Annotated in this window: 15 protein-coding genes; 13 read left to right on the top strand and 2 right to left on the bottom strand. The window is 74.2% G+C overall.

Annotated features, from left to right (window positions below):
- Positions 1 to 31 precede the first annotated feature (31 nt).
- Positions 32 to 2,578 carry a phenylalanine--tRNA ligase subunit beta gene (gene pheT, locus GA0070607_RS01625; protein WP_089016565.1) on the top strand — a complete coding sequence of 849 codons (2,547 nt, stop codon included), beginning with the start codon at positions 32 to 34 and terminating at the stop codon, positions 2,576 to 2,578.
- A gap of 9 nt (positions 2,579 to 2,587) precedes the next feature.
- Positions 2,588 to 3,055, top strand: a complete 468-nt coding sequence (locus GA0070607_RS01620; RefSeq protein ID WP_089021584.1) for a S26 family signal peptidase — start codon at positions 2,588 to 2,590, stop codon at positions 3,053 to 3,055.
- Between the two features lie 72 nt (positions 3,056 to 3,127).
- On the opposite strand, the gene GA0070607_RS01615 is transcribed toward GA0070607_RS01620, so the two are convergent.
- Positions 3,128 to 3,343 (bottom strand): hypothetical protein, encoded by a 216-nt coding sequence (locus tag GA0070607_RS01615; protein ID WP_089016564.1) that lies wholly within the window; start codon positions 3,341 to 3,343, stop codon positions 3,128 to 3,130.
- Between the two features lie 155 nt (positions 3,344 to 3,498).
- On the opposite strand from GA0070607_RS01615, the gene GA0070607_RS01610 reads away from it, so the two are divergent.
- Genes GA0070607_RS01610 through GA0070607_RS01600 form a run of 3 tightly spaced genes read left to right on the top strand, consistent with a single transcriptional unit; the run spans position 3,499 to position 6,473 of the window.
- Positions 3,499 to 4,053: a MauE/DoxX family redox-associated membrane protein gene (locus tag GA0070607_RS01610; protein WP_089016563.1), complete on the top strand. Its 555-nt coding sequence runs from the start codon at positions 3,499 to 3,501 to the stop codon at positions 4,051 to 4,053.
- 39 nt (positions 4,054 to 4,092) lie between these two features.
- The gene (locus GA0070607_RS01605; protein ID WP_089016562.1) at positions 4,093 to 4,632 is read left to right on the top strand and encodes a TlpA family protein disulfide reductase; all 540 of its coding nucleotides are present in this window, start codon (positions 4,093 to 4,095) and stop codon (positions 4,630 to 4,632) included.
- Complete coding sequence (locus GA0070607_RS01600; protein WP_089016561.1) at positions 4,629 to 6,473, top strand: ABC transporter ATP-binding protein; 1,845 nt, start codon at positions 4,629 to 4,631, stop codon at positions 6,471 to 6,473. The genes GA0070607_RS01605 and GA0070607_RS01600 overlap by 4 nt, the downstream gene beginning before the upstream one ends.
- Here the strand turns inward: GA0070607_RS01600 and GA0070607_RS01595 are convergent.
- On the bottom strand, positions 6,443 to 8,284 hold the full coding sequence (locus GA0070607_RS01595; protein WP_089016560.1) for an AfsR/SARP family transcriptional regulator: 1,842 nt from the start codon (positions 8,282 to 8,284) through the stop codon (positions 6,443 to 6,445). The genes GA0070607_RS01600 and GA0070607_RS01595 overlap by 31 nt on opposite strands.
- A 273-nt stretch (positions 8,285 to 8,557) precedes the next feature.
- Between GA0070607_RS01595 and argC the strand changes: the two genes are divergently transcribed.
- Genes argC through argH form a run of 8 tightly spaced genes read left to right on the top strand, consistent with a single transcriptional unit; the run spans position 8,558 to position 17,013 of the window.
- Positions 8,558 to 9,559 (top strand): N-acetyl-gamma-glutamyl-phosphate reductase, encoded by a 1,002-nt coding sequence (gene argC / locus GA0070607_RS01590; RefSeq protein WP_089016559.1) that lies wholly within the window; start codon positions 8,558 to 8,560, stop codon positions 9,557 to 9,559.
- A complete protein-coding gene (gene argJ, locus GA0070607_RS01585) occupies positions 9,556 to 10,728 on the top strand; it encodes a bifunctional glutamate N-acetyltransferase/amino-acid acetyltransferase ArgJ (protein WP_089016558.1) in 1,173 nt (390 codons plus the stop codon). Before argC ends, argJ begins: the two co-directional genes overlap by 4 nt.
- Positions 10,725 to 11,612, top strand: a complete 888-nt coding sequence (argB, locus tag GA0070607_RS01580) for an acetylglutamate kinase (protein ID WP_089016557.1) — start codon at positions 10,725 to 10,727, stop codon at positions 11,610 to 11,612. Before argJ ends, argB begins: the two co-directional genes overlap by 4 nt.
- On the top strand, positions 11,609 to 12,880 hold the full coding sequence (locus GA0070607_RS01575) for an acetylornithine transaminase (protein ID WP_089016556.1): 1,272 nt from the start codon (positions 11,609 to 11,611) through the stop codon (positions 12,878 to 12,880). The genes argB and GA0070607_RS01575 overlap by 4 nt, the downstream gene beginning before the upstream one ends.
- On the top strand, positions 12,877 to 13,824 hold the full coding sequence (gene argF / locus GA0070607_RS01570; protein ID WP_089016555.1) for an ornithine carbamoyltransferase: 948 nt from the start codon (positions 12,877 to 12,879) through the stop codon (positions 13,822 to 13,824). The genes GA0070607_RS01575 and argF overlap by 4 nt, the downstream gene beginning before the upstream one ends.
- On the top strand, positions 13,821 to 14,333 hold the full coding sequence (locus GA0070607_RS01565; RefSeq protein ID WP_089016554.1) for an arginine repressor: 513 nt from the start codon (positions 13,821 to 13,823) through the stop codon (positions 14,331 to 14,333). The genes argF and GA0070607_RS01565 overlap by 4 nt, the downstream gene beginning before the upstream one ends.
- A complete protein-coding gene (locus GA0070607_RS01560) occupies positions 14,330 to 15,541 on the top strand; it encodes an argininosuccinate synthase (protein WP_089016553.1) in 1,212 nt (403 codons plus the stop codon). Before GA0070607_RS01565 ends, GA0070607_RS01560 begins: the two co-directional genes overlap by 4 nt.
- A gap of 8 nt (positions 15,542 to 15,549) precedes the next feature.
- On the top strand, positions 15,550 to 17,013 hold the full coding sequence (gene argH, locus GA0070607_RS01555; RefSeq protein WP_089016552.1) for an argininosuccinate lyase: 1,464 nt from the start codon (positions 15,550 to 15,552) through the stop codon (positions 17,011 to 17,013).
- Positions 17,014 to 17,051 lie beyond the last annotated feature (38 nt).

The following is a 17,051-nucleotide window of genomic DNA, read 5'->3' as shown; positions in this document are numbered from 1 at the left end:
GTACGAGACACGGGAACGGTGGTCTGAAGTCATGCGAGTTTCTGTCAGTTGGCTGCGGGAGTACGTCGACCTCCCCGCCGACCTGCCCACCGGTGACCTGGAGCAGGCCCTGATCGACCTCGGCATCGAGGTCGAGTCCGTGGTGGACCTGCGGGCGACAGTCACCGGCCAGTTGGTCGTCGGCGAGGTGCGCGAGATCGAGGAGCTCACCGGCTTCAAGAAGCCGATCCGGTTCTGCCGGGTCGACGTGGGTGACGCCAACGGCACCGGCGAGCCGCAGGAGATCGTCTGCGGGGCCCGCAACTTCGCCCCCGGCGACCGGGTGGTGGTGATCCTGCCCGGCGGCGTACTGCCCGGCGGCTTCGCCATCGGCGCCCGCAAGACCTACGGGCACAACTCCAACGGCATGATCTGCTCCGCGAAGGAGCTGGGCCTGGGCGACGACCACTCCGGCATCATCGTGCTGCCGCCGGACGTGGCGGCCAAGCCGGGCGACGACGCGCGGCCGGTGGTCGGCCTCGACGACGTGGTGCTCGAGCTGGAGATCACCCCCGACCGGGGGTACGCGCTGAGCCTGCGCGGCCTGGCCCGGGAGCTGTCGCACGCCTTCGACGTGCCGTTGCACGACCCGGCCCTGGTGCCCGCGCCGACCGGCACCGAGGCGCCGGCGTACCCGGTGGAGGTGCGCGACCCGGTCGGCTGCGACCGTTTCGCCGCCCGCCTGGTCCGCGGCGTCGACCCGACCGCGCCCACGCCGTCGTGGATGCAGCAGCGGCTCGTCACCGCTGGCATCCGCAGCATCTCGCTGCCGGTCGACATCACCAACTACGTGATGCTGGAGCTGGGCCAGCCGATGCACGCCTTCGACGCCGACCGGATCGCCGGGCCGCTGGTGGTCCGCCGCGCCGAGCCGGGGGAGAAGCTGACCACCCTGGACGGGGTGCAGCGGGTGCTCGCCGGCGACGACATGGTGATCTGCGATGACACCGGCCCGATCTCGCTCGCCGCGGTGATGGGCGGCGAAACCAGTGAGGTCGTCGCCGGCACCACCAACGTGCTCTTCGAGGCCGCACACTGGGACCCGGCGATGGTCGGGCGCACCGCCCGCCGGCACAAGCTGTTCAGCGAGGCCGCGAAGCGTTGGGAGCGGGGAGTCGATCCGGCCCTGCCGCTGGTCGCGCTGGAGCGGGCCGTGCGGCTGCTCACCGAGCACGGTGGCGGCACTCCGGGTGCGGAGATCCTGGACATCGACCACGTCCGTCCGCGTACCCCGATCACCCTGCCGGCCGACCTGCCCACCCGGCGGGTCGGGGTGGAGTACCCGCCGGCGCGGGTGGTCGCCCTGCTGGAGCGGGTCGGCTGCACGGTCGCGCAGGGCGCGGACCGGTTGGCCGAGGACCCGGGCGCGGTCGGCGTCGCCAGCGGCGCCGGTGTCGCGCTCAGCGTCACGCCACCCAGCTGGCGGCCCGACCTGACCGACCCGGCCGACCTCGTCGAGGAGGTGGTCCGCCTCGACGGGTACGACCGGGTGCCGTCGGTGCTGCCGACCGCGCCGCCGGGCCGCGGGTTGACCCCGCGGCAGCGCCGGCGCCGGGCGGTCGCCTCATCGCTGGCCGAGCGGGGGTACGTGGAGGTGCTCGCGCACCCGTTCGTGTCGCCGGAGCTGGCCGACGTGCTGGGCCTGCCGGCCGACGACCCGCGCCGGCCCGCGGTGCGGCTGGCCAACCCGCTGTCCGAGGAGGAGCCGCTGCTGCGCACCACGCTGCTCGGCCCGCTGCTCGGCATTCTCAAGCGCAACCTCGGCCGGGGGCACCGTGACGTGGCGCTCTACGAGATCGGGGCGGTGTTCCACCCGCGCGTCGGGGCCGGCAGCCCGCCGGCGATGGGCGTGGACCGGCGCCCCACCGACGAGGAGTTCGCGGCCGCCGACGCGGTGGTGCCGGCGCAGCCCGTGCACGTCGCGGTGGTGCTGACCGGTGACATCGACCCGGCCGGCTGGTGGGGTCCGGGTCGGGCGGCCGGCTGGGCGGACGCCATCGAGGCGGCCCGCGACGTGTTGGCCGCCGCCGGCATCCCCGACGAGTGGGTCGAGGTGCGTGCCGCCGAGTACGCCCCGTGGCACCCCGGCCGCTGCGCCGAGCTGCGGGTCGACGGCATGGTCGTCGGGCACGCCGGCGAGCTGCACCCGGCGGTGGTGGCGGCGCTGGAGCTGCCCCGCCGGACCTGCGCGATGGAGCTGTCGCTGGACGCGCTGCCGTCCGCCCCGGTGAGGCCCGCCCCGGCGGTGTCGAGCTTCCCGCCGGCGCTGATCGACGTGGCGCTGGTGGTGGACGAGTCGGTGCCGGCGGAGCAGGTGCGTCGGGCGCTGGAGGCGGGCGCCGGCGAGCTGCTGGAGGACGTGCGACTGTTCGACGTGTACTCCGGTGAGCAGCTGGGCGCGGGTCGCCGGTCGCTGGCGTACAAGCTCACCTTCCGGGCGCCGGACCGGACGCTCACCGTCGAGGAGGCGGTGGCCGCCCGGGACGCGGCCGTCGCCGTGGCCGCCGAGCGCTTCGGCGCCACCCTGCGCGGCGCCTGAGGGGTGCCGGTGCTGGGATGGCTCGTGGTGGCCGCCGTGCTCTCGGTGGCCACCGCCGGCCTGCTCTGGGCCCGCCGGCACCTGCTGCTGGTCGCGGTGGTGGGGCGCAGCATGGAGCCGACGCTGCGCTCCGGTGACCGGGTGCTGGCCCGGCGGTTGCCACTGGCCCGGGTCCGTCCCGGCGACGTGGTCGTGGTGGTGGCCCCGGCCAGGATGACCGCCGGCCACCCGACCCGCCCGGACGCGTCCGGCGGCCCCGGCCTGCTGATCAAACGGGCGTACGCGGTGCCGGGCGATCCGGTGCCGGTGGACCGGGTGCCGCTGCTGCGCCAGGGCGGCGAGCGGGTGGTGCCGACGGGGCGGCTGGTCGTGCTCGGCGACAACCCGTCGCAGAGCTACGACTCCCGCGAGTGCGGCTACATCCCCGAGCCGGACGTGCTGGGGGTGGTGGTCCGGCCGCGCCTGCGCGCGGACTGACCCGCCAGGGGCAACCGACACACAGGACGGCGTGCCCCCCGGCCCAGGGCCGGGCGGCACGCCGTCACCGCCTCAGCAGAGAGCGGTCATCGTGCTCGCGCCCGCGCTGCAGTAGTAGCCGCAGCTGCCGCAGAACGTCTGGCAGCCCAAGTTCTGGCTGCACCGCTTGAAGTAGCACGTTCCACAGAGCGCGCACCACGGGTCCGGCGGACAGCCGGCGGCCGCCGTCACCTTGGGCACGAACACGCCGAGCATCCGCTCGCCCAGGCTCTCCAGTCGACGGAACATCCGTTCACCTCCTCCCGATACGGATCGTTGCCGGGACGCTACGGCGGCCCGGTACACCGCTGGTACAGCCGACGGTGTCGACGGCGGCGGTCGATGTATCAGCGATGTATCCGGCGCTCCTAGCGTGGGCCTCCCGGCAAGGAGGTGGCGTACGGATGCGAGCGCTGGAACTGACCGCGAGGTTGCTGCTGGCCCTGGTGTTCCTCGTCGCGGTCGTCGGCAAGCTGCGGACCCGGGCGGGTTTCGCGGAGTTCGTCGGGTCGGTCGGCCAGTTCGGTGTGCCCGCCCGGTGGGCGCCCGCGGCGGCCCGTGCCGCGGTCGCCGCCGAGGCGGGCGTGGTCGTGCTGCTCGCCGTCCCCCGTGCCGTGCCCGCAGGGCTGCTGTTGGCCGCGGGGTTGCTCGGCGTGCTCACCGCCGCGATCGTTCGGGCGCTGCACCGGGGCGCCCGTCCGGCCTGCCGCTGCTTCGGCGCCGGTGACGCGCCCATCGGCGCCCGGCACGTCGGGCGCAACCTCGCTCTCACAGCGGTGGCGCTGCTGGGCCTGCTCGGCTGGGCCACCGCGACCGGGCCAGCTCCGTCGGCGCCGCAGGTGCTGTTCGCCGTCGGCGTGGCTGTCCCGCTCGCCGCAGTGGTGGTCCGCCTCGACGACCTGGTGACCCTGTTCGCCCCCACCCCGTCCCGGGCGTCCCGCCCGGCCGGCCGGCCATGACCCTGGCCCGTATCCCCGCCATCTTCGAAGGAGCCCCCCATGGCGCTGCTGACCGTCGCCGTCGTCCTCGTCGCCGCCCTCGGCCTGCTCAACCTGATCCTGCTGCTCGGCGTGATCCGTCGGCTGCGCGAGCACACCGACCTGCTCAGCGATCAGCAGGGCCAACCGCCGGCGGTGATGCTGGAGGTCGGCTCGATTCCCGGTGACTTCGTCTCGACCACAGTGGACGGCCGGGTGCTCGGCCGCGCCGACCTGCCGCCGATGACTCTGGTCGCGTTCCTCTCGCCGAGCTGCGAGCACTGCGAGGAGCAACTGCCGTTGCTGGTCGAGCGGGCGCGGACGATGCCGGGCGGCCCCGAGCACGTCTGGATCGTGGTGGTCGGCAAGGGCCCGGAGACCGAGCCGTACGCCGATCGGTTCACCGGCCTGGCGACCGTCTTCGTCGAGCCAGGTACGGGTGCGCTGCCGCTCGCGTTCGGTGTCAAGGGGTTCCCGGCGTTCGGGCTGCTCGACGAGCGCGGGATCGTCGCGTCGACCGCGTTCGGCATCGCCCGGTTGGACCTTCCGGTGGCGCGGTGAGCGAGCCCCGACTGGTACCGCGACGGGCTGTTCGCCACGCCCGGGCGGCCCTCGGCCTGACCTGGCGGGCCGCCCCGGCGGGCACCGCCGCCGACCTGGTGTTCGCGGTGCTGGCCGGGCTGACCCCGGTGCTCGTCGCCGGGCTGACCAAGCTGCTGCTGGACCGGCTCACCGGTGGCGGCCCGACCGGCGTCCCGCTGACCGTGCTCGGTGCCGGCCTGGCGCTTGCCGCCGCGCTCGGCACGGTCCTGCCGCACCTGCGTACCTACGTGGCGGCGGAACGGTCACGGGCGGTGTCCCGGCTGGTGCGCCGCCGCCTGTACGACGCGGTGCAGCGCCTGATCGGCCTCGTCCGGCTGGAGGATCCGGAGTTCCAGGACCGGTTGCAGGCCGCCCAGCAGACCGGTCACCTCGGCCCCACCCAGCTGACCGGCAACGCGTTCGGCGCGGTGCAGAGCGTGCTGGCGATGGCGGGCTTTCTCGGCGTCCTGCTGGTGCTCAACCCGCTGATCGGGGTGCTGGTGCTGGTCGCCGCGTTGCCCACGCTCTGGATGCAGCTGCGACTCAACCGGGCCCGCGCGGCGATGGTGCTGCGGTTGGAGCACTTCCAACGGCGGGACCTGTTCTTCGCCCAGCTGCTGGTGGGCGTGCCGGCGGCGAAGGAGGTGCGGCTGTTCGGGCTGGGGCGGTTCTTCGGCGACCGGATGCTCGACGAGCTGCACGCCATGCACCGGGTGGAGCAGCGGCTGGACCGCCGGGAGGTGCGGGCCCAGGCCGTGCTCGGGCTGCTCGGCGCGGCAGTGGCGGGTATCGGCGTGGTCTACACCGTCTCGGTCGCGCTCGCCGGCGGGCTGACCCCCGGCGACGTCGTGATCTACCTGGCCGCCGTGCCGGGGGTGCAGGGGGCGCTGGGCAGCCTGGTCGGCCAGCTCGGCGCGATCCACCAGGCGCTGCTGCTCTTCGAGCACTACGACCAGGTGGCGCACGTCGAGCCGGACCTGCCGATGCCGGCCACGCCCCGGCCGGTGCCGCCGTTGACCGAGGGCATCGAGCTGCGCGACGTGTGGTTCCGCTACTCGCCGCAGCATCCGTGGGTGCTGCGCGGGGTGGACCTGTACCTGCCGGCCGGCTCGACCACCGCGCTGGTCGGGCTCAACGGCGCCGGCAAGAGCACACTTGTCAAGCTGCTCTGCCGGTTCTACGACCCGGAACGCGGCAGCATCCGGTGGGACGGGATCGACCTGCGCGAGCTCGATCCGGCGGCGCTGCGGGAGCGCCTCGGTGCGGTGTTCCAGGACTTCATGCCGTACGACCTCAGCGCGGCCGAGAACATCGCGCTGGGCGACCTCAGCGCCCGCGACGACCCGGAGCGGCTACGCGCGGCCGCCCGGCACGCCGGCATCGACGACGCGCTGACCGCGCTGCCCCGCGGCTACGACACCCTGCTGACCCGGATCTTCTTCGACGGGCCGGACCGGGACGACCCGCAGGCCGGGGTGGTGCTCTCCGGTGGCCAGTGGCAGCGGGTGGCGCTGGCCCGGGGCTTCCTGCGGGCCGACCGGGACCTGCTGATCCTCGACGAGCCCAGCTCCGGCCTGGACGCCGAGGCGGAACACGACCTGCACCGCCGGCTCGGCGAGCTGCGCCGGGGCCGGACCAGTCTGCTCATCTCGCACCGGCTCAACGCGGTGCGCGACGCGGACGCCATAGTGGTGCTCGCCGACGGCCGGGTCGTCGAGCGCGGCGACCACGGGCAGCTGCTCGCCGCCGCCGGCGGATACGCCCGGTTGTTCACCCTGCAGGCCCGTGGCTACCGGGAGGACGCCCCGGCCCCGGTCTGACCGGCGGCGTGCCCGTTCGCCTCGGTGGCGGCGAGTTCGGCGGCGTAGAGCCGGACCAGCTCGCCGATGTGGAACCGGCCCGGGCCGGCCGGCTCGGCGAGCTGCGCGGCGACCAGCCGGTCCAGTGCCCGCGCCGCGTCCTCCCGCGGCGCCCCGGTCAGCGCGGCTGCCAACTCCGGGGTGACCGGCCCGGGGTGCGCTTGGCCGAGCCGGCGGAAGACCGGCGCCGCCGAGCCGAGCCGGCGGTAGCTGGCGCTGAGCCGGGGCCGCAGCCCGGTCTCGGCCAACCGGTACCGCTCGTCGCGCAGCCGCCGGGCCAGGCGGGTCAGCGACCAGTGCGGCCCCTCGATCAGCCGGCGGGACGCGGTGCGCAGCGCGAGCGGCAGCCGCTCGCAGAGGTTGACCACCGCCGAGGCGGCGGCCAGCTCCTCGTCCACCGGGCGGTCCCCGGCGGTGGCCCGCAGCAGCGCCAGCGCGTCGACGGGCGGGAGCGGGTCGAGCCGCAGCGCCAGGCCGTCGCCGGTGATTACCGGTGTGCGGCTGGTGACCAGCAGCGCGCACCCTCCGCGCACCGGCAGCAGGCCGTCGACCTGGGCGGCGTCGGCGGCGTTGTCGAGCACCAGCAGCACCCGGCGACCGAACAGCAGCGATCGGACCAGGGCCCGCGCTTCCGCCACTGTGGTCGGCTCCGGCTCGCCGGCGCCCACGCGCAGGGCCCGCAGCACGCGGGTGGCCACCTGGAGCGGCGGTGGTGGGACGTCGGCGACCGACCCGCCGAGGTCGAGGTGGAGCTGGCCGTCGGGGAAGGCGTCCAGCGCCTCCGCCGCGGCGCGCAGCGCCAGTGCCGACTTGCCGGTGCCGGCCATGCCGTAGACGGCGATGGTGACCGGTTCCGGCCGGGCGTTGGCGAGGGCGGTGCGCAGCCGGGTCAGCTCGGCCCGCCGGCCGACGAACGGCGCGGCGGGACAGGGCAGCTCATGCGGCACCCGCGGCCCGGGCGGCTCGACCGGGCGGGCCCGGGTGCGGGTGGTGCCACGCCGCCGGGGCGGGGCCGCCGGCCGGGACGCGCGCCGGCGGACCGACCGGTACAGCTCGGTCAGCTCGGGCCCGGGTGCCACACCCAACTCGCCGGCGAGAGCCCGGCACGCCGCCCGGTAGGTCTGCACCGCGCCCGCCTGGTCGCCGGCGCGGTGCTGGGCGGTCATCAGCAGCGCCCACGCGGGCTCGCGCAGCGGATGCTCGGCCAGGTGGGCGCGGAGCAGGCCCAGCAGCGCCGGCGTACCGCGGTCGCCCAGGTCCAGCCGGCACGCCGCGTACGTCTCCCGGGCGCCGGCCCGCCGCTCGCGCAGCCGGTCGAAGGCCGCGGCGGTCGCCGGCCCGTACGCCGGGGGCGGGTCGATCGGCGACCAGAGCGCCAGCGCACGGCCCAGCAGGGTGGCCGCCAGTTCCGGTTCCCCGCCGATGCGGGCCGCGTGCCCCTCGGTGGCGAGCCGCTCGAACTCGGCGGCATCCAGCTCGCCCGGCTCGACCCGGAGCAGGTACCCGCCGTGCTCGGCGGGCAGCCGGACCGGTTCGCCGGGAGAGTCCAGCAGGTGGCGCAGCTGGCTGGCGTGGCTGCGCAGATTCGCCACGGCCGAGGCGGGCGCCCGCTCACCCCACAACTCCTCGCGCAGTCGTTCGACGGGGACCGCCACGCCGGCGTGCAGCAGCAGTGTGACCAGCAGGGCGGTGGGTCGGCCGGCCGGCGCCCGTACGGGCTGACCGTCGCGGCGTACCCGAACCGGACCGAGGATCTCGAACGACAGGCCCACTGCGTCCTCCGTCGGGTGCCCCCGTGGGCCGGACGGGCCGGCCGCACCACCGCCAGGCAGTTATGTTAGTCGATTTAACGGAGGTTCAGGTGCGGTCGGGACGACGGATCCGCGTCCGGTTCCGTTCCGTTCGTTCCCGGCCGGGTCGCCCGCGACCCGGGACGGACGTGTGTCCGGCGTCACGCGCATCATTCCCATGCAATGCACTGCATGAACTTGCAGTGCCTCGATCATGACTGCTAGCCTTCGTTGCATAGTCATGCGGAGGTGAGTATGGGAATCCGAGTCGCGGTCGCCGGAGCGAGCGGTTACGCCGGGGGCGAGCTGCTGCGCCTGGTCGCCGGGCACCCGGAGTTCGACCTGGTCGCCGCCACCGCGCACCGCCAGGCCGGGCACCGCGTCGACGTGGTGCACCCGCAGCTCACCGGGCTCGACCTGGTGTTCGGCGAGACCGACCCGACGACGCTCACCGACGCGGACCTGGTCTTCCTGGCCGTGCCGCACGGCGAGTCGGCGGTGCTGGCCGCCCAGATCCCGCCGCACGTGCGGATCGTCGACCTGGGGGCGGACCACCGGCTCGCCGACCCCTACCACTGGGCTCAGTACTACGGCGGCCCGTACGCCGGGCAGTGGACCTACGGCCTGCCCGAGCTGCCCGGCCAGCGGGAGCTGATCGCCGCCTCCACCCGCGTGGCGAACACCGGCTGCTACGCCGCCGCGATCATCCTGGCGCTCGCGCCGCTGATCGCGGCCGGTGCGGCCAGCCCCGCCGACGTGGTGGTGGTCGCCGCCTCCGGCACCTCCGGCGCCGGACGGGCGGCCAAGCCGCACCTGCTGGCCAGCGAGGTGATGGGGGACCTGTCGCCGTACCGGGTGGGCACCCACCAGCACGTGCCGGAGATCAAGCAGGCGTCCGGGGCGACCGGCTTGTCGCTCACCCCGGTCCTGGCGCCGATGCCGCGCGGCATCCTGGCCACGGTCACCGCGGTGCCGACGCGCGGCGTCGACCCGCAGCACGTGCTGGCGCAGGCGTACGCGGACGCGCCGTTCGTGCATGTCCTGCCCGAGGGCAGGTGGCCGCACACCGCGGCCACGCTGGGCTCGAACTCCTGCCACCTGCAGGCCACCGTCGACGTGGACTCCGGCCGACTGATCGTGCTCAGCGCGTTGGACAACCTGGGCAAGGGCGCCGCCGGCCAGGCCGTCCAGAACGCCAACCTGATGCTCGGCCTGCCGGAGACCACCGGCCTGTCGATCTGGGGGGTAAACCCATGAGCGTCACCACCCCCCGAGGGTTCCGGGCCGCCGGTGTGGCCGCCGGCCTCAAGGCCAGTGGTGGCACCGACATCGCGCTGGTGGTGAACGACGGCCCGGACGCCGGCGTCGCCGGGGTCTTCACCACCAACCGGATCAAGGCCGCGCCGGTGCTCTGGACCCAGCAGGTCGTCAACGGCGGCGTGGTCCGCGCGGTCGTGCTCAACTCCGGTGGCGCCAACGCCTGCACCGGCCCGGCCGGCTTCCAGGACACCCACGCCACCGCCGAGCACACCGCCGCCGCGCTGACCTCGGTCAGCCCGCGGCTGATGCTCGGCGCGGGGGAGGTGGCGGTCTGCTCCACCGGGCTGATCGGCGAGCGGCTCCCCATGCCGAAGCTGCTGCCCGGCGTCCGCTCGGCGATCCGGGGGCTGTCGCGCGACGGCGGCACGGCCGCCGCCGAGGCCATCATGACCACGGACACCCGATCGAAGACCACTGTGGCCCGGGGCAGCGGCTGGACGGTCGGCGGGATGGCCAAGGGCGCCGGGATGCTCGCGCCGGGGATGGCCACCATGCTCTGCGTTCTGACCACCGACGCGGTGGCCGGACCGGAGCTGCTCGACGAGGTGCTGCGCGCGGCCACCCGGGTCAGCTTCGACCGGGTCGACTCCGACGGCTGCATGTCGACAAACGACACTGTGCTGCTGCTGTCCAGCGGCGCGAGCGGCATCGAGCCGACGCCTGCCGAACTGGCCGCGGCGGTCACCGCGGCCTGCCACGACCTGGCCCAGCAGTTGGTCGCCGACGCCGAGGGCGCCACCAAGCAGATCGCCATCGACGTGGTCGGCGCCGCCGACGAGGACGACGCGGTCGAGGTGGGCCGCACGGTGGCCCGCAACAACCTGGTCAAGACCGCGTTGTTCGGCAACGACCCGAACTGGGGGCGGATCCTCGCCGCGGTCGGCACGACCACCGCCGCGTTCGAGCCGGACGGGGTCGACGTGGCAGTCAACGGGGTGTGGGTGTGCCGGGGCGGCGGCGCCGCCGAGGACCGCTCGAAGGTCGACCTGACCGGGCGGGACGTGACCATCCGGATCGACCTGCACGCCGGCACGTCGGCCGCGACGATCTGGACCAACGACCTGTCCCACGCGTACGTGCACGAGAACTCGGCGTACTCCACATGAGCCTCAGCACCGACCTCACCCGCGCCCAGGTCAAGGCGGAGACGCTGATCGAGGCGCTGCCCTGGCTGGCGCGCTTCTCCGGCTCCACTGTGGTGGTCAAGTACGGCGGCAACGCCATGACCGACCCCGAGTTGCAGCGGGCGTTCGCCGCCGACATGGTCTTCCTGCGGTACGCCGGCCTCAAGCCGGTGGTGGTGCACGGCGGCGGCCCGCAGATCTCCGCCATGCTGGGCCGGCTCGGCATCACCAGCGAGTTCCGTGGCGGCCTGCGGGTGACCACCGCCGAAGCCATGGACGTGGTCCGGATGGTGCTGGTCGGGCAGGTGGGCCGGGAACTGGTCGGCCTGATCAACTCGCACGGGCCCTTCGCCGTCGGCCTCTCCGGCGAGGACGCCCGGCTGTTCACCGCGGTGCGCCGCCCGGCGTACGTGGACGGGCTGCCGGTCGACGTCGGCCAGGTCGGCGACGTCGAGTCGGTGGACGTGTCGGCGGTGACCGACCTGATCACGGCCGGCCGGATCCCGGTGATCTCCACGGTCGCGCCGGACGCCGACGGGGTGCTGCACAACCTCAACGCGGACACCGCCGCCGCCGCGCTGGCCGTCGCGTTGCAGGCCCGCAAGCTCGTCGTCCTCACCGACGTGGCCGGCCTGTACGCCGACTGGCCGGACACCACCAGCCTGGTCTCCGAGATCAACGACGACGACCTGGCGAAACTGCTGCCCAGCCTCGAGTCGGGGATGGTGCCGAAGATGGAGGCGTGCCTTCGGGCGGTGCGCGGAGGAGTCCCGGCCGCGCACGTCGTCGACGGTCGGGTCGCGCACTCCACGTTGCTCGAGGTGTTCACCTCGGAAGGGTTCGGAACGATGGTGATTCCGTCATGAGCACGCTTGTGCAGCGCTGGAGTCAGTCCATGATGGACAACTACGGCACCCCGCCGATGGCGCTGGTCTCCGGCGCCGGCGCCGTCGTGGTCGACGACGCCGGCCGGGAATACCTGGACCTGGTGGGCGGGATCGCGGTGAACGCCCTGGGCCACGCCCACCCGGCCGTGGTGGCCGCCGTCTCGAAGCAGGTCGCCACCCTCGGACACGTCTCCAACCTCTACGTGGCCGAGCCGCCGGTCGCCCTCGCGGAGCTGCTGCTGGCGCTCGCCGGCCGGCCCGGCCGGGTCTTCTTCGCCAACTCCGGCGCGGAGGCGAACGAGGCGGCGTTCAAGCTCTCCCGGCGCACCGGCCGCAGCCACGTGGTGGCCACCCGGGGCGGATTCCACGGCCGGACCATGGGAGCTCTCGCGCTGACCGGCCAGCCGGCCAAGGCCGACCCGTTCCGCCCGCTGCCCGGCGAGGTGACCCACGTGGAATACGGCGACGTGGCCGCCCTCGACGCCGCGGTCACCGACGCCACCGCCATGGTGATCCTGGAGCCGATCCAGGGCGAGAACGGCGTGCTCGTACCCCCGGCCGGTTACCTCGCCGCCGCCCGGCGGATCACCGCAAGCCACGGGACGCTGCTCGTGCTCGACGAGGTGCAGACCGGCATCGGCCGCACCGGGCACTGGTTCGCCCATCAGGCCGAGGGCGTGGAGCCGGACGTGGTCACCCTGGCCAAGGGGCTGGGCGGCGGGCTGCCGCTCGGCGCCACGCTGGCCTTCGGTCGGGCCGCCGACCTGCTCACCCCCGGCTCGCACGGCACCACCTTCGGCGGCAACCCGGTCAGCTGCGCCGCCGCGCTCGCCGTGGTGGCGACCATCGCCAACGAGGGTTTGCTCGATCGCGTGAAGCGGGTCGGCGAACGGCTGCGCCGCGGGATCGAGGCCCTGAATCACCCGCTGGTCGCCGGGGTGCGCGGCGCCGGTCTGCTGCTCGGTGTGGCGCTCACCGCGCCGGTGGCGCCGGTGCTCGCCGAGGCGCTGCGCGAGGCCGGTTTCCTGGTCAACCCGGTGCAGCCGGGCGTGCTCCGGCTGGCCCCGCCGCTGATTCTCACCACCGCCCAGGTGGACGCCTTCCTCGCCGCGCTGCCCGCCGCCCTGGCCGCCGCGGCCCCCGCGGCCGCCGGCACCGCAAAGCCCACAGGGACAGCACCCCTGCAGGGGTCGGAATCGTCCACGATCCCGACGCCGATCACGACCACGACGGGGACGACCGCATGAGCCGGCACTTTCTGCGCGACGACGATCTCTCGCCCGCCGAGCAGGCCACGGTTCTCGACCTGGCGGCGCGGATGAAGGCGGACCGGTTCGGCCACCGGCCGCTGTCCGGGCCGCGCTCGGTGGCGGTGCTCTTCGACAAGCAGAGCCTGCGCACCCGGATCTCGTTCGACGTCGGGATCGCCGAGCTGGGCGGGCACCCCCTCGTGGTGGACACCCAGGTCACCCACTTCGGTCGGGGCGAGTCGCTGGCCGACGCCGGGCGCGTGCTGTCCCGTTACGTCGCGGCCATCGTGCTGCGCACCCACGGCGACGACCGGATCGCCGAGGTGGCGGCGGGCGCGAGCGTGCCGGTGATCAACGCGCTCACCGACGGTTTCCACCCCTGCCAGTTGCTGGCCGACCTGCTCACCGTCCGCGAGCGGTGCGGCGGCACGGCCGGCCGCACCCTGACCTACGTGGGGGACGGCGCGAACAACATGGCGCAGTCGTACCTGCTGGCCGGGGCGACGGCCGGGATGCACGTGCGGGTCGCCGGGCCGGCCGGCTTCGCACCGGATCCGAGCGTGGTGAGTCGGGCGGCGGAGATCGCCGCCGGCACCGGCGGGTCGGTGCGGATCCTGACCGATCCGGGCCAGGCGGTCCGCGACGCCGACGTGGTGGCCACCGACGCCTGGACCTCGATGGGGCAGGAGGACGACGGGCTGGACCGGATCACCCCGTTCCTGCCCTACCAGGTCAACAAGGAGCTGCTCGGCCAGGCCGCGCCGGACGCGATCGTGCTGCACTGCCTGCCCGCGCACCGCGGTGAAGAAATCACCGACGAGGTGCTCGACGGCCCGCAGAGCGCGGTCTTCGATCAGGCCGAGAACCGGCTGCACACCCAGAAGGCGCTGCTCACGTTCCTGGTGGGCGCCGGGGCCGCGACGATCGGGGAGTCCCGATGACCGCCCCGCTGACCCGCGCCGCGCGGCACGCCCGGATCGTCGAGCTGATCCGTGACAAGGCCGTCCGGTCGCAGACCGAGCTGGCCGACCTGCTCGCCGGCGACGGCGTCGCGGTCACCCAGGCCACCCTCTCGCGGGACCTGGAGGAGCTGGGCGCGGTCAAGGTGCGCGGCGGCGACGGACCGGCGGTCTACCTGATCCCCGAGGACGGCCACCGGCCGCTGCGCGACGCCGAGGCGGCCCCCGCCCGGCTGGTGCGGCTGCTGCGCGAGCTGCTCAACGGGGTCGACTCCAGCGGCAACATCGCAGTGCTGCGTACCCCGCCGGGCGCAGCCCAGTACCTGGCCAGCGCGTTGGACCGAGCGGGCCTGCCCGAGATCGTCGGCACCATCGCCGGCGACGACACCATCCTCGTCGTGGCCCGCGAGGCCGTCGGCGGGGCCGCACTCGGCGAGAAGCTCGCCGGCTGGGCCCGCAGGGAAGACAACGTTGAAGGGAGCACCACATGACTGAGCGGGTCGTCCTGGCGTACTCCGGGGGACTGGACACCTCCGTCGCCATTCCTTACCTGGCCGAGCAGACCGGCGCCGAGGTGATCGCGGTGGCGGTCGACGTCGGGCAGGGCGGCGAGGACCTCGAGGCCATCCGGCAGCGTGCGCTGGACTGCGGCGCCGCCGAGTCCGAGCTGGTCGACGCGCGCGACGAGTTCGCCGCCGACTACTGCCTGCCGGCCATCCGGGCGAACGCCCTCTACATGGACCGCTACCCGCTGGTCTCGGCGCTGTCCCGGCCGCTGATCGTCAAGCACCTGGTGGCCGCGGCGCGCAAGCACGGCGGGACGATCGTCTCGCACGGCTGCACCGGCAAGGGCAACGACCAGGTCCGGTTCGAGGTCGGCCTGAACGCGCTCGCCCCCGACCTCAAGATCATCGCGCCGGCCCGGGACTTCGCCTGGACGCGGGACAAGGCGATCGCGTTCGCCGAGGAGAAGGGGCTGCCGATCGACGTGTCGGCCAAGTCTCCGTACTCCATCGACCAGAACCTGTGGGGCCGCGCGGTGGAGACCGGCTTCCTGGAGGACATCTGGAACGCCCCGATCGAGGACCTCTACTCGTACACCTCCGACCCGTCGCAGGACCGCGACGCCGACGAGGTCGTGATCACCTTCGACGCCGGCGTACCGGTCGCCATCGACGGCGAGACGGTCACCCCGTACCAGGCGATCCTGGAGCTGAACCGGCGCGCGGGGGCGCAGGGCGTGGGCCGGCTCGACATGGTCGAGGACCGGCTGGTCGGCATCAAGAGCCGCGAGGTGTACGAGGCTCCCGGCGCGATCGCGCTGATCACCGCCCACCAGGAGCTGGAGGCGGTCACCGTGGAGCGGGACCTGGCCCGGTTCAAGCGGGGCGTCGACCAGCGCTGGGGTGAGCTGGTCTACGACGGCCTGTGGTTCTCGCCGCTGAAGGACTCGCTGGACGCCTTCATCGACGACGCGCAGCGGCACGTGAGCGGCGAGGTGCGGATGACCCTGCACGGCGGCCGGGCCACCGTCACCGGTCGGCGCTCCGAGGCGAGCCTCTACGACTTCGGAATGGCCACCTACGACACCGGCGACACCTTCGACCAGTCCCTCGCGAAGGGTTTCGTGCAGCTGTGGGGCCTGCCGAGCCGGATGGCCGCCGCGCGGAACGCCCGGCTGGGCGGCTCCGGCCAGTGAGCCCCACAATGGGCGGCGTGGACGACAAGAGCCTGACCGAGAACAGCGCCGCCACCAACCGGACGAGCCTGTGGGGTGGCCGGTTCGCCGGCGGTCCCGCCGAGGCGCTCGCCCGGCTGTCGGTGAGCGTGCAGTTCGACTGGCGCCTGGCCCCGTACGACATCGCCGGTTCCCGGGCGCACGCCCGGGTCCTGGCGGGAGCCGGCCTGCTCGACCCCGAGGAACTGGGCCGGATCCTGGCGGCCCTGGACGACCTGGAGGCCGCCTGCGCGTCCGGGTCGTTCCGGCCCACTGTCGACGACGAGGACGTGCACACCGCGCTGGAACGCGGCCTGCTGGAGCGCCTGGGCAGCCTCGGCGGCAAGCTGCGCGCCGGCCGGTCCCGCAACGACCAGGTCGCCACGGACCTGCGGCTCTACCTGCGTGACCACGCCCGGGGTGTGGCCGGCCGGCTGGTGGAGCTGGCCGAGGCGCTGGTCGAGCAGGCCGAGCGGCACGTCGATACCGCCGCACCCGGCATGACCCACCTCCAGCACGCCCAGCCGGTCACCTTCGGGCACTGGCTGCTCGCCCACGTGCAGCCGCTGCTGCGCGACCTGGAACGGCTGCGCGACTGGGATCACCGTGCGGCGATCAGCCCGCTCGGTGCCGGCGCGCTGGCCGGCTCCGGGCTGCCGCTGGACCCGGTGGCGGTGGCGAAGGAGCTGGGCTTCCGCACGTCGTTCGCCAACTCCATGGACGCCGTCGCCGACCGGGACTTCGTCGCCGAGTTCCTCTTCACCACCGCCATGATCGGGGTGCACCTGTCCCGGCTCGGCGAGGAGGTGGTGCTCTGGACCTCGCACGAGTTCGGCTGGGTGGAGCTGGACGACGCGTTCGCGACCGGTTCGTCGATCATGCCGCAGAAGAAGAACGCGGACATCGCCGAGCTGGCCCGGGGCAAGTCCGGTCGGCTGGTCGGCGGGCTGATGACCGTGCTGACCATGCTCAAGGGTCTGCCGATGACCTACGACCGGGACATGCAGGAGGACAAGGAGCCGGCCTTCGACGCGGTCGACACGCTGGAGCTGCTGCTCCCGGCCCTGGCGGGAATGATCTCCACGATGACGGTCCGGGTGGACCGTCTGGTGGCCGCCGCGCCGGTCGGCTTCTCGCTGGCCACCGAGGTGGCCGACTGGCTCGTGCGCAGGGGCGTGCCGTTCCGCGACGCGCACGAGATCACCGGCCGGCTGGTGGCGCTCTGCGCGGCCCGGGAGTGCGAGCTGGAGGAGGTCTCCGACGCCGATCTGGCCGCGGTCAGCGAGCACCTCGACCCATCGGTGCGCAAGGTGCTCTCGGTGCGTTCGGCCCTCGCGGCCCGGACCACCCCCGGCTCGACCGGCCCCGGGCCGGTCGCCGACCAGCTCGCCGACGCCGCGGACCGGCTGGTCGGCTGGCGGGACTGGGCCACCGAGCGGGTCGTTCCGCGCTGATCTCGCCGTGGCGCCGGTGCTGCCCGCTTCCGGCGCCG

The sequence above is a fragment of the Micromonospora coriariae genome, from assembly GCF_900091455.1.
Classification (GTDB): domain Bacteria; phylum Actinomycetota; class Actinomycetes; order Mycobacteriales; family Micromonosporaceae; genus Micromonospora; species Micromonospora coriariae.
Note: the sequence above shows the minus strand (reverse complement) of the source record. Positions and strands in the feature narration are given on the sequence as shown.